This window comes from Stenotrophomonas sp. YJH_SMC_120, assembly GCF_059368675.1.
Genome location: NZ_JCAFRY010000007.1, coordinates 101,822 through 123,527, shown reverse-complemented (window position 1 = coordinate 123,527; position 21,706 = coordinate 101,822). Strand labels below are relative to the sequence as shown.

The following is a 21,706-nucleotide window of genomic DNA, read 5'->3' as shown; positions in this document are numbered from 1 at the left end:
GGCGTGGTTGACGTGCCCGATGTTGCTGGCGACCTGCTGCGCGCAGCGCAGCAGTGCCTGGCCGAAGCCGACCCGCTGCGCAAGGTTGCGCTGACCCAGGCCTACGCCGCTGCGTTCCGTGCCGGCCGCCTGAAGGTGGCTGCCGACGCGCCACCGCCAGAGCCGATCCGCATGCCGGGCCGGCCGGCGCAGCTGGTGCTGGTGCATCCGCGCGAAGTGCCGCGGCGCGGACTGGGCGGTGTGGAAGGACGGGCTGCCTTCATCCACGCCATCGCGCATATCGAACTCAACGCGATCGACCTGGCTTGGGACGCGGTGTACCGCTTTCGCGGCCTGCCGCCGGCGTTCCATGCCGACTGGGTCAGCTGTGCCGACGACGAATCGCGGCACTTCATGTTGCTGCGGGAGCGCCTGCAGGTGCATGGCCACGACTACGGCGACTTCCCCGCGCACAACGGCCTGTGGGAAATGTGCGAAAAGACCGCGCACGATGGCCTGGCACGCATGGCGCTGGTGCCGCGCGTGCTGGAAGCGCGCGGCCTGGACGTGACGCCCGGCATGATCGGGAAACTGCGCAATGTCGGTGATGGCGAGACCGCCGATGTGCTGGAAGTGATCCTGCGCGAGGAAGTGGCACATGTGGCTGCCGGTTCGCGCTGGTACCGCTGGTACTGCGACCGCGCCGGCGCCGAACCGCGTGCACGTTTCAAGGAACTGCTGGTGGAGTACGCCGGCGGCTACCTGCACGGACCGTTCAACATGGAAGCGCGCCTGCTGGCCGGTTTCGATGCGGATGAGCTCGCCAACCTGGTCGAACAGGCCGGTTGAAGAAAAGGGGACGGAGGGGATCAAGTCGTTTGTGGCACAAACGACTGATCCCCTCCGTCCCCTTTTCTCAGGCGTTCGGCAACACCACGCGCTTGCCATCCACCGTCGGCCGGTTGATGTAGAACAGGCCGGGACCCGGCCGGTAGGGCAGTTCGCTGACGCCGGCATCGGCCGCGTAGGTCAGTGCGGTGTCGCCCAGTGCATCGAAGTTCCAGTGCGCCGATTGCATCAGGTAACGCCGGCGCAGCAGCGCCTCCTGTGTCTGCGTCAGCGGCTGTCCGGCCACCAGGCGCCGTGCGATCGGCTGCAGGGCGGACGGCAGCTCCCAGCCAGGAACCTCGGCGGCATTGGCGGTCCATTGCACGCCGGCGTCGATGGCCTGCTGCTGCATCACCTGCAGTGCGATCAGCTGGTAACGCCAGTCGATGCGCCGACGCAGCACCACCGCGGCGGTCACATACAGCACCGGTGACAACAGCACGCTGCGGCTGCCGGCGCGACGCTGCTGCTGCCACTGGTGCCAGACATCCACCCAGACCTCCTTCTCACCCACGCCCAGCTGCTGGCGCCAGCGTTCGGCATCGGCCTGCGTTTCAGCGTAGACCGTGGTGGCCCGCAGCAACGCCAGTGGAGGGACCTGGTAGTCGGCAACCGCGGGGCGGCGCAACTGTTGCCGGCGCGGGCGGCTGAGCAGCTTGGGACCTTCTTCCAGCTGGTTGTAGCCACCGCCGATATTCGCGTGTACGCCGGGTAGGGCGATCTCGGCAAACGGCGGTGCCACGCTGGTCAACGGATAGTGCTGGCGATGTTCATCGCGTGCAGTGAGCTGCACGACGCGACCGGCGATGCCGCCGTGCAGGGCCAGCTGCGGCCGCTCATCGGCGCGGCCGCCATTGACTGCAACAACGGTGTCGAACAGTCCGATGAAGCGCAGAGCCGGCGTGGCCGGGGCGAAGTTCGCAGTGCAGGGCAGGCCGGCGGCCTGCAGCAGCTGGCGCCAGCGCACGCCGTCCCAGCCCTGCAGTTGGTTGGCGATATCACGTGCGGCAGCAGCACCGCGTGAATAACCGAACAGGTCCAGCTGCACGCCATGCAGCGGTCGCTGCCAGCGTGCGGATAGTCCCGACAGTGCGGCCGGAAGCAGCACCTGCAGCGCGCGCTGCACTTTCGCGCGAACGCCACTGGCACCGATGCCGAAGGCCAGCCCGATCAGATCGTCGTCGGCATCATCGCGGGTACCCACGCCTTCGACATAGATCGACAGCGAGGGAGCGGCCATCGCATCACGGCGGCTGTCCGGATACAGCTGCTGCAGGCGCGCGATGTTGGTCAGGCCGTTGTCGTAGCTGCTGGTCAGCCGGCTCTGGTAGGTCGAATCATCGTCCGCGCGCAGCTTCGCCGGTCGAGGCTGCGGAACCTGCGGACGGCCGCGCGCCAGGTTGTGTGCGTTGTTGCGGGTGCCGTCGAAGAACAGGCCGATCCGCAGCAAGCCGACATCTTCGTCCGTGTCCTTCGCTGGTGCCATGTGCATTCCCCGTCGTGGCCGCGTCACGGTAGCGCGAAAGCGGTGTATTGGCGAAGTGTAGTGACGCTTTTGACCTTACTTAACGCAGATGCGGTCGATCACAGTTCCTGATTTTCATTCCCATCTTCTATTGAATTCACACAACCCGCGCAGGCCATATGGCCAAACCCGGCAAACCCGGGCGTGCTGCATCAACGCTGTTCACATCATTCAAGGAGCGACACAATGTTGTCCAGATCGATTGGCAAAGCGGCAGGTGGCCTGGTGTTGGGTTTGTCGGTGGCGGCAGCCGCGCATGCGGCACCGTTGTTCGAACCGGTGACGGTCATCAGCCGGGCATCGGCCAACAGCGAGCCTGCACTCGGCAAGCTGCTGGCCACCCCGTCCACGGCGACGGTGCAGGAAGTGCGTGTCGACGCGGCGGCTACGGCGCAGCCGCAGCTGGAATTCGAGCTGCTCGGCAAACGGGTGCAGGCGGTGCGCAGCAAGGTCGAGGCGCTGCCCGATGGTGGCAGCATCTGGTACGGCCAGTTCCGTTCGCCGTCCGACCGGTTGACCGCCGCCACCTCCAGCGGCCAGGACGATCCGGGCAATTCGTTGATCCTGGTACGTTCGGGCGACACCATCACCGGTTCGATCCGCAAGGACGGCAAGCTTTATCGCCTGCGTCCACTGGGTAACCGCCACGTGCTGGTCGAAGTCGACGAATCGAGGATGCCAGCCGATCATCCGGCTGACTACAACCAGCTGCCGAAGATCCCGATGGGCAACAACGACCGCATCGGCATCGCGCAGGCCTCGTCCGGTAGCCCGGCCACCATCCGCGTGCTGGTGGTGGCGACCAATGCAGCGGTAGCGGCTTATGGCGGCAACATGCAGTCGCTGGTGCAGCTGGCGGTGGCCGAATCCAACCAGGGTTATGTCAACAGCAACGTCGGCATCACCATGGAACTGGCCCGCTACGAGACCACCAGTTACACCGAATCGGGCAGCTTCGATACTGATCTCGCGCGCTTCCGCGGCACCAGCGACGGCTACATGGACAGCATCCACACCAGTCGAAACACCTACACGGCGGACGTGGGCGTGCTGCTGATCAACAACACGGCGTACTGCGGCCTGGCGTCGGGGATCGGCTCGACGGCGTCGACGGCGTTCGCTGCGGTGTACTGGGATTGCGCAACCGGCTACTACTCGTTCGCGCACGAGATCGGCCATCTGCAGAGCGCGCGGCATGACATCGCCACCGACTCGAGCACCTCGCCTTACGCCTATGGCCACGGCTATCGCTACGAGCCAGCCACCGGCACCGGTTGGCGCACGATCATGGCCTACAACTGCACCCGCAGCTGCCCGCGCCTGAACTACTGGTCGAACCCGAACATCAGCTACAACGGCATCCCGATGGGCAATGCCAGTACCGCCGACAACCAGCGCGTGCTGGTCAATACCAAGGCCACCATCGCGGCCTTCCGCTGAGGCCAGGCGCCGACCAGGCGCGGCGTCTACCCGGGCACGTGCACCTGCCCGGGTAGATGCCAACCTTGGTTGGCACCTTCGGACCCATCATTCGCGCGCGAGCGTATCCAGCGACCAGCCGCCGGCATCCACGCGCAGCACCGATCCCTGCTCGTACCAGTCACCCAGCACGATGCGGGTGCAGGCACGGCCACCGGCCTGCAGCGAATGGATCGCCGGGCGGTGGGTGTGGCCATGGATCATGGTGTCCACGCCATGGCGCGCGAACGTGGCATCGACTTCGGACGGCGCTACGTCGGTGACGGTCTCGAACTGCGCGCGATCACCCTGCTTCATTTCCGACTGGCGGGCCTGGCTGGCTTCGCGCGCCTTCTGCGCGAACGCGATACGCGCTGCCAGCGGCTGTGACAGGAACTGTGCCTGGAACGCCGGGTCACGCGTCTGTGCACGGAACTGCTGGTAGGGAATGTCATCGGTGCACAGCAGGTCACCGTGCTGCAGCAGCACCGGGCGACCGTAGAGGTCGATCACGCATGGGTCGGGCAGGATGCGCAGGCCGGCACGGCGCGCATAGTCTTCACCGAGCAGGAAGTCGCGGTTGCCGCGGATGAAGTACACCGGCACGCCGCTGTCGGAGAGTACCTTCAGTGCATCGGCCACCGCATCGGCGGCAGGCGAGGGCGTGTCGTCGCCGATCCAGGCTTCGAACAGGTCGCCGAGGATGTACAGCGCATCGGCGCCGGGCGCCTGCTCGCGCAGGAAGCGCAGGAACAGGTCGGTGATCTCCGGACGGCTGGGGTCCAGGTGCAGGTCGGAAATGAACAACGTGGTCATGCGGGCATTCTAGGGCATCAACGATGACGGTAGCGCCGCCGGCATCGTGGGGTTCAGATCCCTCTTCGAAGGAAAACGGATCTGACCCAGGGGGCTACACCGGCAACGGCAACCAGGCCAGGCTGGCCGAGGCCAGCCCGATGGCGATACCGGTGGCGGCCAGCACATCGGACGGGTAGTGCAGGCCGAGTACCACCCGCGACAGCGCCACGCCCGCAGTGAACGGCACCAGCAGTGGCGCCAGCCACGGGTAATAGGCCAGCGCCACGATGGTGAACGACACCGCGTGCAGGGTATGCCCGGAGGGGAAGCTGAACTCGTCCAGCGGTGCCACCCAGGCACGGATGCGCAGGTCGGCGGCATACGGACGCGGGCGCCGGGTCCAGCGCTTGAGGCCCTTGTACAGCAACAGCGCGGCCAGGCCGGTGGCGGCCATGTGCACCGATGCGCGCAGGCCGTCGAAGCCATCAAGCAGCACCAGGGCGCCCATCAGCACATACCAGAACACGCCGTCACCGAGCCGGCTGATGACCGCGAACAGGCGGCGCACGCGGCGGCGGCGGCAGTAGTGGTTGGCCCGCCGGCACAGGCGCGCTTCGCGGTCGGCCAGCAGTTCAAGCCGCGTTGTGCGCATGGCCGGTCCTCCGCGACTGGGCCAGTTCGGCCAGCAGGGCGTCGAATTCCGCCACCACCTGCTGCGGATGCAGGCGCTTCATGGCGCGTGCGGCGTTGCTGCCCAGCATGTGGCGCTGCGCGTCATCCGCGGCCAGTTGCACGGCCGCGTCGATGAACTGCTCGTCGTTGTCCACTGCGGCGCCATTCTCGCCATTGCGCAGGTACTCGCGCGCCGCGCCGTAGTCGAAGGCCACCGTTGCCACGCCGCTGGCCATGCTTTCAAGGGTCACGTTGCCGAAGGTCTCGCTGCGGCTGGGGAACAGGAACAGATCGCCGCTGGCAAAATGACGTGCAAGCGCATCGCCACGCTGGACGCCGCAGAAGATGAAGTCGGGATTTTCATGCGCCAGCTTTTCGCGGGCCGGGCCATCGCCCACCCACACGAAGCGGGCCTTCGGACGGATCTGCTGCAACCGACGGAAGGCCTTCACCGCCAGCCCGAGGTTCTTCTCCGCGGCGATGCGGCCAACGTAGATCGCCACCAGGCCGTTGCCGTCCACGCCCCACTCTTCGCGCAGGGCAGGGTCACGACGGTTCGGATCGAACTGCTGGCTGTCGACCGCGCGCGCCAGCAGGCGTACGCGTTCGAAGCCCTGTTCGCCGAGGAACTGCTGCAGTTCGCGGGTGGGTACCAGGGTTGCATCGGCCTGGTTGTGGAAGCGGCGCATCCAGCGCATCGCGGCGGCCTGTAGCCAGGCCACGCCGTAGTCGGGCAGGTACTCGTCGAAGCGGGTGTGGAAGCCACTGGCCACCGGGATGCCGAGGCGCCGTGCGGTGCGCACCGCCGACCAGCCCAGCGGGCCTTCGGTGGCGACATAGACGGCATCCGGGCGTTGCTGCTGCCAATGGCGACCGAGCCGGATTGGTGCCGGCATGCCGAAGCGCAGGCCGGGGTAGCGCGGCAGGGCGGCGCCGGGAACCAACAGGGTGCCCGGTGCGGAGTCCAGCGCTTCGTTGGCCTGGCGGGGCCGGATCAGGTCGATCTCATGGCCGGAATTGCGCAGTCCCTGCTCCAGCCCCTGCACGGTGAGGGCAACGCCGTTCACTTCCGGCGGATAGGTCTCGGTGACGATGGCATAGCGCATGGCGGGCCTCCGGGTTTCCGGCATGCTCGGGCCTGGCGATGTAGCCGATGTGACCGCTTTGCGACCGGCAGATGACGCGGCCGGAAGCGTACGCCACCACGGCCCCGAAGGGCCGTGGTGGGCACCGTGCGTGGTGCGTGGATCAGAAGCGCTGCTGGTATTTCATGTAGATGAAACGGCCGATGTCGAAGCCACCGTAGTAGGAGAAGTTGGCACTCGGCTGGCTGTACATGGCCGGGCCCTGGCGGCCGAACACGTTGTTGGCGCCGATTGAAACGGTGGCGTCCCACGGCAGTCTGTAGCGCGCCTGCACGTCATGGAAGTTGACCGATCCACGACGGTTGTAGTCGCGCGTACCGCTGAACCACGGCGCGCGCTGGTCGGGGTGGGAACACTCGTTCGGATAATCCTCCGCACCCAGGCAGCGTTCCTTGACGGCGGAGAAGTAACGCAGGCCCCAGGTCAGGCCGAGGTTGCCATGCTCCCAGCCCAGCGACGCGTTGGAGCGCACGCGGAAGCCGATGCCGCCATTGCCGGCGATGCCATTGCTGGGGATGGCCGGTACGCCGGCTTCGTTGGTGGTCTTCTCTTCGGCGTTGACCACATAGGTGGACTTCCAGTCGGCGCTCAACCTGCCCCAGCGGGTTTCGACCTTGTGGCCGATCTCCAGGTCGTAGCCTTCTGCCTGGCGGAAGCCGCTGTTGCGGTTGCCGAAGTTGAGTTTGTTGACGATGCCCAGCTCCGGGTCGCGGGTGAAGCTGCTGCAGCGCTCGGCAATACCCAGCTCGTAGCAGTCGCGAAGGATGTCGTTGGGATGGTCGGAGACGATGGTGTTGTCGATGCGGATCTTCCACCAGTCCAGTGCGATGTGAAGCCCTTCGGCGAACGTCGGGCTCCAGACCAGGCCCAGAGTGCGGCTGGTCGAAGTTTCCGGCTGCAGGTCGGGATTGGAGCCGTTGGTGAAGGGCAGGGGCGTCTGCCCACTGCTGCCGGTGATGGGTTCATTGCCCTGGCCGAGCTGGCGGTAGGTGTCGGCGTTGGCGATGTCGGCAGCACAGCGCGCGCGGACCTCGGCACTGCTTGCGGCTGCGCCATGGACCGTATCGCAGGGATCGCGGAAGCCGGTGGTGAACGTCTCCGAGCCGCCGCCGTACAGGTTGGCGATGGTCGGCGCACGGAAGCCCTGTGCCCAAGTGCCGCGGACCAGCAGCTGATCGATCGGCTTCCAGGTGAAGCCGAACTTGCTGTTGAGGGTTCCGCCGAAGGTGGAGTAGTCCGAGTACCGTGTCGCCGCGCTGAGGGTCAGTTCGCGGGCACCGGCGAGGTCGCGCAGCACCGGCACGCTCAGTTCCAGGTAGGCCTCGTCGACACGGTAGCCGCCACCGGTGGGGCCTGCCGCCAGGTTGGTGGTGGCACCGGTCTGCGCAAGCGCATCAGGGATGAAGCGGCCGTCCTCGCGGCGGCTCTCGGCCCCAACGGCGAAGGCCAGCTCGCCGGCGGGCAGGCTGGCAAGGCTGCCGCTGAGGTTGGCGAACAGGTTGCGGGTGGTGGTGCGGCCGCGGGTGAGTTCTTCCGGGAACAGCCAATCCTGGAGCTCCGTGTTGCCGGTCAGGCCATAGGGATCGTCCTGGCCATACGGAACCAGCGGGTTCCAGGGTTTGCAGCCTGCGATCGGCGCATCCGGCGTTCCGCATTCGACCTTGCCGGTTGCCGGGTTGTAGAACGAAGGACCGGTGGCATCGGCCACGCGCTGCTTGTGCAGGTTGCCGGTGGTGCGTTGGGTCAGCTCACTGCGGTTGTACTGGTAACCCGCTTCCCAGTCGAAGTCGCGACCGCCGAATTGGAAGTTGCCCTCGAATGCCGCGACGGCCTGCCAGGTGGTCAGATCGCTGGTGCTGACGCGAGGAATCTCCCAGGTACGACGGTTCCAGTGCACATCGCTGGGCGTGTCGTAGCCGTGATGGTTGCCGAACGGATTGAACCAGCTGTCGGCCGACATCGGGGTGATTTCGGCTGGGCCGGACTGGAAGGGGTAGCCGGCCACCTGGCGCGTGGTGGTGCGCCGGTTGTAGGCCAGCTGGGTGTTGAAACGGACCTGGTCGTTCAGCTCCACGCGCGCATCGACGAAGATCGAATCGCGCTTGATCGGCGTCTGCAGATGCATCTGCTCGTTGCTGTTGCTGACATCGCCGGTGAACGGTGTGTTGTCGCTGAGGTGGAAGCTGTCCGGCCCACCTGGCTGGCTGCCACGGTCGAGCGAATAGCTGCAGCCCCGGCTGTTGCTGCAGCCGGGGCCCTTGAAGCCGGTGATGCGACCCCATTGGCCGACCGTGGTCCAGCCGTCATCCGCGTGGCCGTCGGTATAGGTATAGGCACTGAAGCCGCGGTCCCTGGCCCAGACGCCCTTTTCTTCGACATGCTCGGCAGCAACACTGATGGAAGCACGGTCATTGGACCAGCCGGCAACCACGTCGTACTGGGTACGGGCACCGTCGCCTTCACTGTATTGGCCGTGATAGACGTTGGCGGTTACACCCTGAATGTTGCGCCGGGTGATGATGTTCACCACGCCGGCCATCGCGTCGGACCCGTAGATGGCCGAGGCACCGTCCTTGAGCACTTCCATGCGTTCCACCGCAGCGGCAGGAATGCTGGAGATGTCCTGAAAACCCGAAGTGGTCATGCCCAGCCGCTTGCCGTTGACCAGCACCAGGGTGCGCTGCGCACCGAGGCCACGCATGTTCACGTAGCTGCCGCCGGCGGCTTCGCCGGCGCTCAACGGGCTGGCGCGGCTCAATGCCGGGCTGCCGGTCGCGGTCAGGTTCTGCAGGATGTCGGCAACGGAGTTGAAGCCCTGTCGCTCGATGTCGGCGCGGCTGACGGTCAGCACCGGCTGTGCGGTTTCCAGGTCGACCTGGCGGATGCGTGAGCCGGTGATTTCGATGCGGTCCAGCGTGGTGGCTTCCGGTGCCTGCTGCGCGAGCGCTGGAACGGCCAGGGTTGTGGTCGCCGTGATTGCAAGCGCACGACGGATCGCCAGCCCCAGTGCGGGAATACGGATGGTCATGGGTGTCTCTCTCTCAGTCTTCGAAGTCTTCGGTGCGCAGCCAAGCGGGCCGCGCCAACGCCACCGCAGGCGGTGGTTGTTCGAACCTAGTGAAGGAGGAGAGGGAGAGGTATGGGGAAAGGACGAAATCGCCATGGAGCGGCATGACGCTTCCGCACAAACCGGAAGTGAATCAATCGATTGATCTGATCGACGGCGGAGCGATGGACGATGCACCCTCGCCCCGACTCTGGACCGAAAGCGTCATGGCAATGGCAGGCAGCGACAACCTGCGCGGAAACAGTAAAGACCATCGCTCCGAAGGGCCGTGGTCGTAGAGCTTCAACAGTTTGTCGAACACGCGCGGAACAGGCCTTTGGCGACGCGTCATGACGTGCCGCCCTGGCCGTAGGGATCAGGCCACGAACGGCCGGAACTGGATGCCCAGCCCGGCGATGCCGTCGGTCTCGCCGATCAGGTCGGCGCGGAGCAGTGGACGCGCATCGATGAAGGCCTGCGGCACGATCAGCGACAGGCGGTTGTCGTCCGCGGTCAATTCCAATGCCGGCAGCGGATCGTCCTCGTGGGCGCGGTTGAGCAGTACCGCCAGGCGCAGCAGGGCGGCCAACCGCCGTGCAGTCAGCAGCAGGCGCTCGGGCAGGGCGTCGAACGCGGTCTTGGTCACGCTGCGGCGATGGCTGCGTACCAGTGCGGCCAGCATCTGCTGCTCCTGCCGCGAGAAGCCGGCGATGTCCGAGTGTTCCAGCACGTAGCTGCCATGCACGTGGTAGCCGCTGTGGGCAATCATCAGGCCGAGCTCGTGCAGGCGCGCGGCCCAGCCGAGCATGCGTGCGTCGTCGGCATCGAGTTTCCAGCGCTCCTGCACCTGCTCCAGCAGCGACAGCGCGGTGTCCTGCACGCGGTCGGCCTGTACCGTGTCGATGCCGTAGCGCTGGCTGAGCGCGGCCACCGATTCGTCGCGCAGGTCGTTCTCACCGGCACGGCCGACGATGTCGTACAGGATGCCTTCGCGCATCGCCGCCTTGCTGACCAGCAGCTTCTGCAGGCCCAGGGCCTGGAAGGCGGCCTCCAGCACCAGGATGCCGCCGGCGATGATCGGGCGGCGGTCGCTGGACAGGCCCGGCAACTGGATGTCGTCGATCTTCTTGGCCTTCAGCAGCTCGTCGCGCAGCTGGGGCAGGGCCTCAGCGGTGATCGCGCCCTTGCTCAGCTTCATCGTCGCGCAGATCTCGCTGATTGCCTTGTGCGTGCCTGAAGATCCGAGCGCTTCCTGCCAGCCCAGTGCGCGGTACTTGCTGGCAAAGGGCTGGAACTCGCGGCCGATCTCGGCCAGCGCGTCCTTCCAGCGCTTCTTGCTCAGCTTGCCGCCGGGGAAGAAGCGGCGGGTGCTGGCGATGCAGCCGGCCTGCAGGCTTTCACGCTCCAGGGTCTGCATGCCCATGCCGATGATGAATTCGGTGGAGCCGCCGCCGATGTCGATGACCAGCCGGCGCTGGCCAGGCTTGGGCGGTTGCGCGTGGGCCACGCCGAGGTAGATCAGGCGCGCTTCTTCGCGGCCACTGACCACTTCGATGGCATGCCCCAGCGCGGTTTCGGCCGGGACCAGGAAGGACTGCGGCGAGCGCAGCTGGCGTACGGTGTTGGTGGCCAGCGCGCGTACCCGGTGCGGCGGCACATTGCGGATGCGCTGGCCGAAACGGGCCAGGCATTCCAGCGCGCGCTGCCGTGCGGCGGAAGAGAGCCCACCTTTGCCATCCAGGCCATCGGCCATGCGCACGGTCTCGCGCAGCCGGTCGATCACCCGCAGCTGGCCGAGCGTGTAGCGCGCGATGACCATGTGGAAACTATTGGAGCCAAGGTCGATGGCGGCCAGCAGGTCGCCATCCTGCAATGCGGGCGGAGTCGTAGTGGTATGCGGCATGGGCGAATGTTAGCCGAAGGGGCGGTGTGCTCGTCACCGCGCGGCCTTCACATTTTGGAAGAGGGGAGTGCGGCAGGGCTGCGCCCTGCACCCGCCGAATCAACGGCAACAGCAAAAGCGAGCTATCCGTGGGTTGGCGGACCCACCCCGCCTTTGACAGATTTCTGCGATCTGATGGTGGGTGCCGACCGTTGGTCGGCACTGATCCTATCCCGCCCAAAATCGGTGCCTACTGCTCTTGGTAGGTGTCGACCTTGGTCGACACACCGGTTTACAGCCCCTGCATCAACGCCATCTGCGCAGAATGCGGGGCTTCGTCGTGGGCCGGGGCACGCTTGTGGTAGATGCCGTCGGCGTCCAGTTCCCAGGCGTTGAGGTTGTCGTCCAGGTAGTTCTGCAGCACCTCGCGGTAGACCCGCTTGGCCAGCTCCGGGTCGAGGATCGGGAAGCAGGTCTCGACCCGGCGCAGCAGGTTGCGCTCCAGCCAGTCGGCGCTGGCGCAGTACATCTCCGGTGCGCCGTCGTTGCCGAACCAGTAGACGCGGCTGTGCTCCAGGAAGCGGCCGACGATCGAGCGCACGCGGATGTTGTCCGAGATGCCCGGCACACCCGGGCGCAGGGTGCAGGCGCCGCGGATGATCAGGTCGATCTGCACGCCGGCCTGCGAGGCGGCGTACAGCGCGCGCACCACCTGCGGTTCGTTCAACGCGTTCATCTTGGCGATGATCCGCGCGGGGCGGCCGGCGGCGGCGATGCGCGTTTCGCGCTCGATGCGGCCGAGGATGCCGGTGTGCAGGGTGAAGGGCGACTGCAGCAGGCGCTTGAGCTTCATCTTCGAGGCCAGCCCGGACAGCTGCTGGAACAGCAGGTGCACGTCGTTGCCGATGTCCGCATCGGCGGTGATCAGGCTGATGTCGGTGTACGCGCGGGCGGTGCCGCTGTGGTAGTTGCCTGTGCCCAGGTGTACATAGCGGCGCAGCTTGCGGCCCTCGCGGCGCACGATCAGCAGCATCTTGGCGTGGGTCTTGTAGCCGACCACGCCGTACACCACCTGCACGCCGGCTTCCTGCAGGCGATCGGCCAGACCCAGGTTTGCCTCTTCGTCGAAGCGTGCGCGCAGTTCAACGACCACGGTCACGTCCTTGCCGTTGCGCGCAGCCTGGATCAGCGCATCGACAATCAGCGAATCCTTGCCGGTGCGGTACAGGGTCTGCTTGATCGCCAGCACGTTGGGGTCGATCGCCGCCTGCCGGATCAGGTCCAGCACCGCGGTGAAAGCATCGAACGGGTGGTGCAGCAGCAGGTCCTGGCGCGCCGCGGTCTCGAAGATGCCGTCGCTGTCGCGCAGCGTGCGCGGGGTCATTGGCGGGTACTTCAGGTCCGGCTGTGCGATCAGGTCGTACAACTGGATGATGCGGTTGAGGTTGACCGGGCCGTCGATGCGGTACACCGCGTTCTCGGTCAGGCCGAAGTTCTGCAGCAGGGTGCGCACGATCTCGCGCGGCATGTCCTGCGCGATTTCCAGCCGCACCGCCGGCCGGTAGCCGCGATCGACCAGTTCGTCGCGCAGTGCCAGCGCCAGGTTCTCCACCTCCTCCTCGTCCACCACCAGCTCGGAGTTGCGGGTGACGCGGAACTGGTAGGCCCCCTGGACTTCCATGCCCGGGAACAGCTCATCGACGAAGGTGGACAGCACCGAGGACAGGAACACGAAATTCTGCGACCCGCCGAGCTTCTCCGGCAGCTGGATGATGCGCGGCAGCGAGCGCGGCGCACGCACGATGGCCAGATGGCCGGCGCGGCCGAACGCGTCGGTACCCTTCAGCACCACCACGATGTTCAGCGACTTGTTGAGGATCTTCGGGAACGGGTGCACCGGGTCCAGGCCCAGCGGCGACAGCACCGGCATGATCTCGTTGCGGAAATAGGCGCGCAGCCAGCGCCTCTGCCGATCGGTCCAGGAGTGGCGGCCGAGCACGCCGATGCCGGCCTCCATCAGCGCCGGGCGCAGCGTCTCGTTCCAGCAGCGGTACTGTTGGTCGACCAGTTGTGCCGCGCGGTCGTGGATGGCGTTGAGGATCGCCTGCGGGCTCATCCCGTCCGGTGCCGGTGGCAGGCCGAATTCCTGCGCGTGGCGGACGGCGGCGGCGCGGATCTCGAAGAACTCGTCCAGGTTGGTGCAGGAGATGCACATGAAGCGCAGGCGCTCCAGCAGCGGCACCTGCGGATCCATCGCCTGCGCCAGCACGCGGAAGTTGAAATCCAGCTGCGACAGCTCGCGGTTGATGTAGAGCGCCGGGTCGCGCAACGGATCGTTGTCCGGGCTCACGGGGAGGGGGAGGGATCCGAGGCTGCTCATGGCGTCATTCTTCGATGGAAGTCAGGGGGGCGGACTCGCGCGGGCGCACGTGGTCGGCATCGAAATGGCAGGAAAACACCGAGCCCTTGCCGACCTCGCTTTCAATCTCCAGCCGCGCGTGGTGCAGGCCGAGGATGTGCTTGACGATGGACAGGCCCAGGCCGGTACCGCCGCTTTCGCGGGAGCGGCTGCTGGAGACACGGTAGAAACGTTCGGTCAGGCGTGGCAGGTGGGAAGCCGGGATGCCGTAACCGGAATCGCGCACTGCCAGCACCGCGCCCTCGCCTTCGCGGCGGAACTCCACGGCGATGCGGCCACCGGCCGGCGTATAGCGCACCGCATTGGTGACCAGGTTGGAGAAGGCGCTATGCAGCTCCTTGGTGGAACCCTGCAGGTCGACGCCGGCCAGATCGTCGATGCTGATCTGGTGGCGGCCCTGGCTGTGCGCTTCGGCCTCGCGGCGTAGTGTGGCCAGCATCGGCTGCATGGCGACGGTCTCTTCCTCGCTGTGCTCCTGCGATTCCAGCCGCGACAGGGTCAGCAGGTCTTCCACCAGCTGGGCCATGCGCTGGCTCTGCTTGCGCATTTCTTCCAGCATCGGACCGGTGCCCGGGAAATCCTCCGGGTCCATCATGTCCAGGTAACCGTGGACCACGGTGAGCGGCGTGCGCAGTTCGTGTGAAACGTTGGCGACGAAGTCGCGGCGCACCTGTTCCAGGCGCAGCAGCTTGCTGACGTCGCGGGCGATCAGCAGCCAGTAGTCCGAAGAATACGGAATCAGTCGCAGGTTCAGGCGGATCGCAGGATCGACCGGTGAGGGCACGTCCAGGATCGGCTCGGCGTTGCGGCCGCCGGCCAGCCAGTGCGCCAGCGGCATCGGCTGCAGGCGTTCGACCAGCGCCTCGCCGAGGTCGCCCGGATGATGCAGGCCAAGCAGGGCGGTGGCCGCTTCGTTGAACCACTGCACGCGCTGGCTGTTGCGGTCCAGCACCACCACGGCATCGGGCAGCGCGGCGGCCGCGGCGCGGTAGCTGCGCAGCATGTCGAGCAGGCGGCGCTTGCGAACGCGCATTTCCACCTGGTTGCGGTACAGCAGGCGGTCCAGCTCGTTCCAGACGCCGGTGCCTTCCTCGGCGGTGTCCCAGCGCTGGCGCGCGGTCAGCCGGCGCAGCACGCTGCGCAGCCGCCAGTAATGCCAGGCCAGGGTGGCCAGCGCGCCCAGTGCGATGCACAGCCACAGGTGACCCGTGAACCACCCCACCAGTCCGGAGAACAGCAGTACCGCGGCAACGGTGGCCAGGGTCTTCAACCAGGCAGAGCGGATGTGGCGGGGCATTGCGATCTCGTCGTTGAAGTGCGGCGGTTCACTGGGGTGAACCGAGGGTTATAGCAGAGTTGCCGGCGCCGGCACCTGCGGGTGCGCGGCGTCGGCACGACGAGACTCAGGTCGCGGTGGAGAAGCGGTAGCCGGCGCCGCGCACGGTCTGCACCATGTTCTCGGCGTTGAACGGTTCCAGCGTCTTGCGCAGGCGGCGGATGTGCACGTCGATGGTGCGCTCCTCCACGTACACGCTGCCGCCCCACACATGGTCCAGCAGCTGGGCGCGGGTGTAGACGCGCTCGGGGTGGGTCATGAAGAAGTGCAGCAGGCGGTACTCGGTCGGGCCGATCGGCACCGGCTGGTCGTTGGCGAACACGCGATGGGCGGCGCCGTCGATGCGGATCGGGCCGACGGCCACGCTGCCGTCCTCGTCGTCTTCGCGGGCGCGGCGCATGACCGCCCGGATGCGGGCCAGCAGTTCGCGCGCCGAGAACGGCTTGACCACATAGTCGTCGACGCCGGCTTCAAGGCCACCTACGCGGTCGTTCTCTTCACCGCGGGCGGTCAGCATGATGATCGGCACTTCGCGGGTCAGCGTTTCCTTGCGCCAGCGGCGGGCCAGGTCCAGGCCGCTGGTGCCGGGCAGCATCCAGTCCAGCAGGATCAGGTCGGGGACGCGATCGGCGATGGCGGTCTGGGCCTCACGGGCATCGCCGGCGTGGACCGGTTCGTAATCGCCCTTGCGCAGGGCGAAGGCGACCATTTCACGGATCGCGGGCTCGTCATCGACGATCAGGATGCGTTTCTGCACGAGGACACCGTAGGGCTCGGTTACTGGAGTGGTGCCAGTAGACTACGGTTTGATGACATGTTTGTGACTACCTGGCCGGAACCGGTCGGGATTGCCATCGACCGGTCACGCAGCACTCAGCGGCGGTCCAGGTCCGGGTCCTGCACGCCCTGGCGGCGCAGCTCCAGCACGGTGGGGGTGATCGCCTCGATGCGCGCATCCACCCGCGCCCGGCCCACGTAGTCCAGCGCCGGGTTGCGCTTGAGGGCCTGCAGCTGCATCAGCGATTGCTCCGGGCGGCCGCTGAGGAAGGCGGCCTCGGCATAGGCCTCGCTGGCGCGCACGCTGTCACCGGCCAGCTCGCTGGCGCGGGCGTATCGCTGCTGGAAGACCGGATCGTTACCACTTTGCGACAGCAGGGGCCGCAGCATGGCCTGCGCGCGCTGGCCGGCCTCGCGGGTGCCCTGTTCGTTCAGGATCTCGGCGTAGGTCAGGGCCACGGGCCGGCTGTTGGGGTGCTCGCGCAGCAGCCGCTCGAAACGGGTGTTGGCCTGCGCGCCCAGCCCGGCACGCGATTCGGCCTCGCCCAGCCCCAGTGCCAGCCACAGGTTGTCCGGGCGGGTCTGCAGCAGGCTGGCCAGGGTCTGCCGGGCCTGCGTGGCACCGCTGCGGCCCCCGCGCATGACCGCCAGCGCCTGGCCATAGCGCTGGGCGTCGTTGAGACCGTCCTTCTGCCGCTTGGCCATGTCCGCGTATTCGCGCTCCAGCTCGGCGGTGGAATCGGCGCTCAGCACGCGCAGGCGCTCGCGTGCCCACTCGAAGTCGCCAGTGGCGCCACGGGCCAGCTGGCCGACCGGAACGCGCAGCACGCTGCTGGGCAGCAAGGGGTTGTTTCCGCGCAGCAGCGGCTCGGCCAGGCCCGGGTCGGCCGGATTCACCCGCTCCTTGCGTTCGCCGCTGGGGGTGCTGGTGGTCAGCAGCACCGTGTCCTTCTTCATCTGCTCGGCGCGGGCCTTGGCCTCGCTGATGCGGGTGATGTTGACCGGGTGGGTGCGCAGGAACTCGGGCACGCTGTAGCCGCCCTCGTTGCCGCGCATCGCCGCCGACATGCGCTCGAAGAAGCCGGCCATGGCATCCACGTCATAGCCGCTGCGCGACAGGGTACGGATGCCGAGGCGGTCGGCCTCCGATTCGTTGGAGCGGGTGTAGTTGATCTGCCGCTGCTGCATCAGGCCCATGCCGGAGCTGATCGCGGCCATCGTCGCGTTGCCGGAGGAGGTGCTGTTGCTGGCCTGCGCGGCCACCACCGCCGCCAGCATGCCGAGCAGGATCGGTATCTGGTCGCGCTGGGCGCGTTCGACCCCGCGCAGCACGTGCTGCTGGGTGACGTGGGCGATTTCGTGCGACAGCACTGCAGCCACCTCGTCCTCGCGCTCGGCGGTCAGCACCAGGCCGGCATTGACCCCGATATAGCCGCCCAGCGTGGCGAAGGCGTTGATCTGGCGGTCCTTCATCACGAAGAACGTGTAGGGCTGGCGCGGCTGGTCGCTGTTGGAGCCAAGCCGGGTGCCCATGGTCTGCAGCCAGTCGTTCACCAGCGGGTCGTCCAGCAGGTAGCCGTAGTTGCGCAGCTCGCGCAGCATCATCGCGCCGTACTCGGCCTGGCGCGCCGGGGTCAGCAGCTCGCCGGCCGAGGAGCCGATGTCGGGCAGCTTCTCCTGGGCCTGGGCCAGCGGCATGGCCAGGGCCAGGGTAACGGCGGTAGTCAGCAGCAGGGCTCGCAAGCGGAAGGTCCTCGGGCAGGGCGCGCCAAGCGTGGCAGGGCAGGGGGCAACCATTCGTTAACCCACAGTGTTGCGGCGGTGGCGTGGAATTTCCAGCGCACCGGTACCATATGTAGACCGTCGATCCATCGTGGAGTTTCCCGTGACAGCCCAGACCGCCGGCGGCGCCCCCGCCATCACCATCTATTCCACCGCCGTCTGCCCGTATTGCGTGGCCGCCAAGAACTTCCTGAAGAGCAAGGGCCAGCAGTGGACCGAGGTCCGCATCGACCTGGACCCGGCCGAGCGCGAGAAGATGATGGCACTGACCCGCCGCACCAGCGTGCCGCAGATCTTCGTCGGCGACGTCCACGTGGGCGGCTACGACGACATGATGGCCCTGCACCGTGAAGGCAAGCTCGAGCCGCTGCTGGCCGGGCAGGGCCAGGCATGAGCGCGGCCGACGACGGCAGCAAGGACCGCATCGCCGAATTCTCCGACTTCCGCAAGCGCATGAACGAACGCATCCTGGGCGAACCGAACCAGGTGGTGCGCCGCTTCTTTGCACTGGACACGCAGACCTACCAGGCCGGCGCGCTGGACGTGAAGACCAAGGAACTGCTGGGCCTGGTGGCCTCGATGGTGCTGCGCTGCGACGACTGCATCAGCTACCACGTGGCCCAGTGCAAGGACGCCGGCGTGACCCGTGAAGAGTTCTTCGAGACCTTCTCGGTCGGCCTGGTGGTCGGCGGTTCCATCGTGATCCCGCACCTGCGCCGCGCGGTCGACTTCCTCGACCAGCTCGAAGGCGGCGCCAGCGCTCCGGCAGCGCACGAGCACTGAGGGTAGTGCCGGCCGCTGGCCGGCATCGCCTGAACTCGACCTGGCCGAGGTTGCCGGCCAGCGGCCGGCACTACCGTGCTTTTCCGCGATCCAGCCGCCAACGCGCGCGGGCACACTGCCTGAGCCGGGCACTGGGACCATGGTCTATTTGGGACCTCGGCCCCGTCTCAGGCATAATTGCCGGTGAAACTTCCTTTGCGCCGGCGTCTCCGGGCACGTCCGGACGGCGTTTTTCCCCCTGTTCGGAACATCGATCAATGACGCAGAAAATTACGGTCATCCGCGGCGACGGCATTGGCCCGGAAATCATGGACGCCACCCTGTTCGTGCTCGACCAGCTCAAGACTGGGCTGGAGTACGAAGACGCCGACGCCGGCCTGGTGGCCCTGGAAAAGCACGGCGACCTGATGCCGGCGGTGACCCTGGAATCGATCGCGCGCAACAAGGTCGCGCTGAAGAGCCCGCTGACCACCCCGGTCGGTGGTGGCTTCACCTCGATCAACGTCAGCCTGCGCCGCCATTTCGACCTGTACGCCAACGTGCGTCCGGCCCACACCTTCCCGAACACCAAGTCGCGTTTCGACAACGTCGACCTGATCACCGTTCGTGAGAACACCGAGGGTGCCTACCTGGCCGAAGGCCAGGAAGTGTCGGCCGACGGCGAGACCGCCTTCTCCGGCACCCGCATCACCCGCAAGGGCTCCGAGCGCATCGTGCGCTACGCCTTCGAGCTGGCCAAGAGCACCGGCCGCAAGAAGGTCACCGCTGTGCACAAGGCCAACATCATCAAGTCGACCTCGGGCCTGTTCCTGAACGTCGCCCGTGAAGTGGCCGCGCAGTACCCGGACATCGAGTTCCAGGAAATGATCGTCGACAACTGCTGCATGCAGCTGGTGATGCGTCCGGAACAGTTCGACGTGATTGTCACCACCAACCTGTTCGGCGACATCATCTCCGACCTGTGCGCCGGCCTGGTGGGTGGCCTGGGCCTGGCCCCGGGTGCCAACATCGGCAAGGACGCCGCGATCTTCGAAGCCGTGCACGGCACCGCGCCGGACATCGCCGGCCAGGGCAAGGCCAACCCGTGCGCGCTGCTGCTGGCAGCCGCGCAGATGCTGGACCATATCGGCCAGCCGGAAAACGCCGAGCGCCTGCGCAAGGCCATCGTGGCCACCATGGAAGCCAAGGATTCGCTGACCGGCGACCTGGGCGGTACCGGCACCACCATGAGCTTTGCCCAGGCCATCGCCAGCCGCCTGTAAGCGGCCGGGCGACCTCGGTTGAATCCACAGCGGGGCGCCTTCGGGCGCCCCGTTGCGTTGTGGGCTGACTCGTAGATCCACGCCATGCGTGGATGGCGGGGCTTTGGTCCGCAGCCACCCATGGGGGGGTCTACAGGGGTTGTTTGTGCGTATTTCGCACAGATCATGTGCTGTTGCACGGCTGGTTCGTGCGCCATCCGCTCCGCATCCTGTGCCCACTTTCCACTGCACAGGAGTCGCTCCATGAATCTCACCGCCTTCGGCCTGGCCAGCCTGATCGGCATGGCCGCCACCATTCCGGTTGTTGCCGCCGAGTCGGCCCATCCCACCATCCGCCATATGGCGGGCGCGCCGGTCGCGACCTCGCTGGATGCAGCGAGGACCGCCGTGCTGGTGATCGACTTCCAGAACGAGTACTTCGATGCCAAGGCCGCGCCGGGCTTTGCCGGTGGCCGCATGGTCATTCCCGATGGCGTGGCCGCACTGCGCCAGGCCAAGCGGGTGGTCGCGTTCGCCGATGCCCACGGCATCCGCGTGATCCACGTGCAGCACGTGTTGCCGGCCGGTGCACCGCTGTTCGCGCAGGGCAGCGTCAATGCCGACTTCCATCGCGACCTGCAGCCGCGCAAGGGCGAGACGGTCGTGCAGAAGGACAACGTCAGTGTGTTCGCTGGCAGCTCGGCCGCGGTGCTCGACACGGTGCTGAAGGATGCCGGCATCGACACCCTGATCGTCACCGGCCTGCAGACCCATGCTTGTGTGGCCGGTGCCGCGCGCGACGCGGCGGCCGCACCCCGTGGTTACCGGGTGATCGTGTCGTCCGATGCCAGCGCCAGTCGTGACCTGGACCTGGCTGGTGGCCAGCGCATCGATCATCGCGCGCTGCACGATGCCTCGCTGGCGCAGATCGAAGACGCCTTCGGTGATGTCATGAGTACCGACGCGATCCTGGCGTTGCCGGTGCGCAAGGCCGGCGACGGCGCTTGATAAGCTGGCGGGGCCCGCATGCCGTGGGCCCCGCCACATGGAGCTGCCCGCCGATGGATCACTTCGCCGCCCTGCGTGCGCTGCGCGCCATCGTTGACGCGGGCAGTTTCACCGCGGCCGCTGAACGCCTGGGGACCACTCACTCGGCGATGTCACGGCAACTGCGCCAGCTGGAAGAGCATCTGCAGGTTCGCTTGCTCGATCGCAACAGCCGCAGGCTGTCATTGACCGAGGCCGGGCGCGACTACTACCGCGAGGCGGCAACGCTGCTGGACCGCCTGCAGGAGGCGGACGACCGTGCCCGCGCCGGGCAGGCGCAACCCAGTGGCAGCGTACGCATCAGCGTGCCGCAGGTCGTGGCCAGCCAGGAGTTGCAGCATTGGTTGCCGTCGTTCCTGCAGCGTTACCCGCACGTCTCGTTGGATTTGTCGGCCGATGATCAGCTGGTCGATGTCGTCGGTGGTGGGTTTGACTTGGCCCTGCGCATCGCGCATGCGTTGCCGGACAGCCAGCTGGTCGCACGTGAACTGGCCAGCTGCTCGCGCATCCTGGTGGCCGCCCCAGCCTACCTGGCGCGTCATGGCCTGCCGCGTCAGGCATCGGATCTCGCGCAGCACACGCTGCTGGGCTTCAGTCCCACACCGTCAATGCCGCCCTGGCAGCTGCAGGGGCCGCGTGGTGCCAGCATGAACATCGAGGCTGGCCAGCGCCTGCGCGTGGATGCCACGCCGGCACTGTATGCCGCCGCGCTTGCGGGAATGGGCATCAGCCTGTTCACCGCACTGACGGTGCAGGAAGACCTACGCGCCGGTCGTTTGATCCGTGTGCTGCCTGCCTGGCACGCCGGACAGCGGCGCTACTTCGCGCTGTATCCGCATGCACGTGCGCTGGCGCCGAAAGTGCGTGCGCTGGTCGAGCACCTTGCGGCGCACTACGCTGCACAGGTGGGCGCGGCAGGGTAGTCGCG

18 protein-coding genes are annotated in these 21,706 nt (G+C 67.0%); 8 read left to right on the top strand and 10 right to left on the bottom strand.

What is annotated here, in order from left to right; genetic code table 11:
• Nucleotides 1-3: 3 nt before the first annotated feature.
• Complete coding sequence (locus AC5P60_RS11290; RefSeq protein ID WP_483693523.1) at nt 4-828, top strand: ferritin-like domain-containing protein; 825 nt, start codon at nt 4-6, stop codon at nt 826-828.
• 67 nt (nt 829-895) lie between these two features.
• Here AC5P60_RS11290 and AC5P60_RS11285 read toward each other — a convergent pair whose 3' ends face one another.
• Nucleotides 896-2,353: a T6SS phospholipase effector Tle1-like catalytic domain-containing protein gene (locus tag AC5P60_RS11285; protein ID WP_483693522.1), complete on the bottom strand. Its 1,458-nt coding sequence runs from the start codon at nt 2,351-2,353 to the stop codon at nt 896-898.
• Nucleotides 2,354-2,578: 225 nt separating this feature from the next.
• Between AC5P60_RS11285 and AC5P60_RS11280 the strand changes: the two genes are divergently transcribed.
• Nucleotides 2,579-3,832, top strand: coding sequence for a M12 family metallo-peptidase (locus tag AC5P60_RS11280; RefSeq protein ID WP_033835456.1), 1,254 nt, complete (start codon nt 2,579-2,581; stop codon nt 3,830-3,832).
• An 87-nt stretch (nt 3,833-3,919) separates the two neighbouring features.
• Here the strand turns inward: AC5P60_RS11280 and lpxH are convergent, their stop codons facing one another.
• The 4 genes from lpxH to AC5P60_RS11260 all read right to left on the bottom strand — a co-directional run bounded on the left by lpxH (nt 3,920) and on the right by AC5P60_RS11260 (nt 9,493).
• Nucleotides 3,920-4,666: a UDP-2,3-diacylglucosamine diphosphatase gene (gene lpxH, locus AC5P60_RS11275; protein WP_033835457.1), complete on the bottom strand. Its 747-nt coding sequence runs from the start codon at nt 4,664-4,666 to the stop codon at nt 3,920-3,922.
• A gap of 94 nt (nt 4,667-4,760) precedes the next feature.
• Nucleotides 4,761-5,300 carry a phosphatase PAP2 family protein gene (locus AC5P60_RS11270; RefSeq protein ID WP_005408251.1) on the bottom strand — a complete coding sequence of 180 codons (540 nt, stop codon included), beginning with the start codon at nt 5,298-5,300 and terminating at the stop codon, nt 4,761-4,763.
• Nucleotides 5,281-6,426, bottom strand: a complete 1,146-nt coding sequence (locus AC5P60_RS11265) for a glycosyltransferase family 4 protein (protein WP_111109071.1) — start codon at nt 6,424-6,426, stop codon at nt 5,281-5,283. Before AC5P60_RS11265 ends, AC5P60_RS11270 begins: the two co-directional genes overlap by 20 nt.
• A gap of 142 nt (nt 6,427-6,568) precedes the next feature.
• A complete protein-coding gene (locus AC5P60_RS11260) occupies nt 6,569-9,493 on the bottom strand; it encodes a TonB-dependent receptor plug domain-containing protein (protein ID WP_483693521.1) in 2,925 nt (974 codons plus the stop codon).
• Nucleotides 9,494-9,636: 143 nt separating this feature from the next.
• On the opposite strand from AC5P60_RS11260, the gene AC5P60_RS11255 reads away from it, so the two are divergent.
• Nucleotides 9,637-9,810, top strand: coding sequence for a hypothetical protein (locus AC5P60_RS11255; RefSeq protein ID WP_231522206.1), 174 nt, complete (start codon nt 9,637-9,639; stop codon nt 9,808-9,810).
• A gap of 77 nt (nt 9,811-9,887) precedes the next feature.
• On the opposite strand, the gene ppx is transcribed toward AC5P60_RS11255, so the two are convergent.
• The 5 genes from ppx to AC5P60_RS11230 all read right to left on the bottom strand — a co-directional run bounded on the left by ppx (nt 9,888) and on the right by AC5P60_RS11230 (nt 17,668).
• Nucleotides 9,888-11,414 carry an exopolyphosphatase gene (gene ppx / locus AC5P60_RS11250; protein WP_005408255.1) on the bottom strand — a complete coding sequence of 509 codons (1,527 nt, stop codon included), beginning with the start codon at nt 11,412-11,414 and terminating at the stop codon, nt 9,888-9,890.
• A 271-nt stretch (nt 11,415-11,685) separates the two neighbouring features.
• Nucleotides 11,686-13,773, bottom strand: coding sequence for a polyphosphate kinase 1 (gene ppk1, locus AC5P60_RS11245; RefSeq protein WP_005408256.1), 2,088 nt, complete (start codon nt 13,771-13,773; stop codon nt 11,686-11,688).
• A 4-nt stretch (nt 13,774-13,777) separates the two neighbouring features.
• On the bottom strand, nt 13,778-15,109 hold the full coding sequence (phoR, locus tag AC5P60_RS11240; RefSeq protein ID WP_005408257.1) for a phosphate regulon sensor histidine kinase PhoR: 1,332 nt from the start codon (nt 15,107-15,109) through the stop codon (nt 13,778-13,780).
• Between the two features lie 106 nt (nt 15,110-15,215).
• Nucleotides 15,216-15,905 carry a phosphate regulon transcriptional regulator PhoB gene (gene phoB / locus AC5P60_RS11235; protein WP_005408258.1) on the bottom strand — a complete coding sequence of 230 codons (690 nt, stop codon included), beginning with the start codon at nt 15,903-15,905 and terminating at the stop codon, nt 15,216-15,218.
• A 116-nt stretch (nt 15,906-16,021) separates the two neighbouring features.
• The gene (locus tag AC5P60_RS11230; protein WP_495201740.1) at nt 16,022-17,668 is read right to left on the bottom strand and encodes a M48 family metalloprotease; all 1,647 of its coding nucleotides are present in this window, start codon (nt 17,666-17,668) and stop codon (nt 16,022-16,024) included.
• Nucleotides 17,669-17,810: 142 nt separating this feature from the next.
• Here AC5P60_RS11230 and grxC point away from each other — a divergent pair, with 142 nt between their 5' ends.
• The 5 genes from grxC to AC5P60_RS11205 all read left to right on the top strand — a co-directional run bounded on the left by grxC (nt 17,811) and on the right by AC5P60_RS11205 (nt 21,701).
• On the top strand, nt 17,811-18,101 hold the full coding sequence (gene grxC, locus AC5P60_RS11225; RefSeq protein ID WP_004154541.1) for a glutaredoxin 3: 291 nt from the start codon (nt 17,811-17,813) through the stop codon (nt 18,099-18,101).
• Nucleotides 18,098-18,490 carry a carboxymuconolactone decarboxylase family protein gene (locus tag AC5P60_RS11220; RefSeq protein WP_483693519.1) on the top strand — a complete coding sequence of 131 codons (393 nt, stop codon included), beginning with the start codon at nt 18,098-18,100 and terminating at the stop codon, nt 18,488-18,490. Before grxC ends, AC5P60_RS11220 begins: the two co-directional genes overlap by 4 nt.
• A gap of 257 nt (nt 18,491-18,747) precedes the next feature.
• Nucleotides 18,748-19,752, top strand: coding sequence for an isocitrate dehydrogenase (locus tag AC5P60_RS11215; protein WP_033835461.1), 1,005 nt, complete (start codon nt 18,748-18,750; stop codon nt 19,750-19,752).
• A 243-nt stretch (nt 19,753-19,995) separates the two neighbouring features.
• Nucleotides 19,996-20,739, top strand: coding sequence for a cysteine hydrolase family protein (locus AC5P60_RS11210; protein WP_033835462.1), 744 nt, complete (start codon nt 19,996-19,998; stop codon nt 20,737-20,739).
• Between the two features lie 53 nt (nt 20,740-20,792).
• A complete protein-coding gene (locus AC5P60_RS11205; RefSeq protein ID WP_033835463.1) occupies nt 20,793-21,701 on the top strand; it encodes a LysR family transcriptional regulator in 909 nt (302 codons plus the stop codon).
• The last annotated feature ends 5 nt before the right edge of the window (nt 21,702-21,706 follow it).

Bases quoted from the DNA above. Each gene is read 5' to 3' on its own strand.
- AC5P60_RS11280 (WP_033835456.1), top strand. From the start codon at position 2,579: ATGTTGTCCAGATCGATTGGCAAAGCGGCAGGTGGCCTGGTGTTGGGT.
- AC5P60_RS11285 (WP_483693522.1), bottom strand. From the start codon at position 2,353: ATGGCACCAGCGAAGGACACGGACGAAGATGTCGGCTTGCTGCGGATC.
- AC5P60_RS11220 (WP_483693519.1), top strand. From the start codon at position 18,098: ATGAGCGCGGCCGACGACGGCAGCAAGGACCGCATCGCCGAATTCTCC.
- ppx (WP_005408255.1), bottom strand. From the start codon at position 11,414: ATGCCGCATACCACTACGACTCCGCCCGCATTGCAGGATGGCGACCTG.
- AC5P60_RS11260 (WP_483693521.1), bottom strand. From the start codon at position 9,493: ATGACCATCCGTATTCCCGCACTGGGGCTGGCGATCCGTCGTGCGCTT.
- AC5P60_RS11270 (WP_005408251.1), bottom strand. From the start codon at position 5,300: ATGCGCACAACGCGGCTTGAACTGCTGGCCGACCGCGAAGCGCGCCTG.
- AC5P60_RS11205 (WP_033835463.1), top strand. From the start codon at position 20,793: ATGGATCACTTCGCCGCCCTGCGTGCGCTGCGCGCCATCGTTGACGCG.
- lpxH (WP_033835457.1), bottom strand. From the start codon at position 4,666: ATGACCACGTTGTTCATTTCCGACCTGCACCTGGACCCCAGCCGTCCG.
- AC5P60_RS11255 (WP_231522206.1), top strand. From the start codon at position 9,637: ATGACGCTTCCGCACAAACCGGAAGTGAATCAATCGATTGATCTGATC.
- ppk1 (WP_005408256.1), bottom strand. From the start codon at position 13,773: ATGAGCAGCCTCGGATCCCTCCCCCTCCCCGTGAGCCCGGACAACGAT.
- AC5P60_RS11265 (WP_111109071.1), bottom strand. From the start codon at position 6,426: ATGCGCTATGCCATCGTCACCGAGACCTATCCGCCGGAAGTGAACGGC.
- AC5P60_RS11210 (WP_033835462.1), top strand. From the start codon at position 19,996: ATGAATCTCACCGCCTTCGGCCTGGCCAGCCTGATCGGCATGGCCGCC.
- phoR (WP_005408257.1), bottom strand. From the start codon at position 15,109: ATGCCCCGCCACATCCGCTCTGCCTGGTTGAAGACCCTGGCCACCGTT.
- AC5P60_RS11215 (WP_033835461.1), top strand. From the start codon at position 18,748: ATGACGCAGAAAATTACGGTCATCCGCGGCGACGGCATTGGCCCGGAA.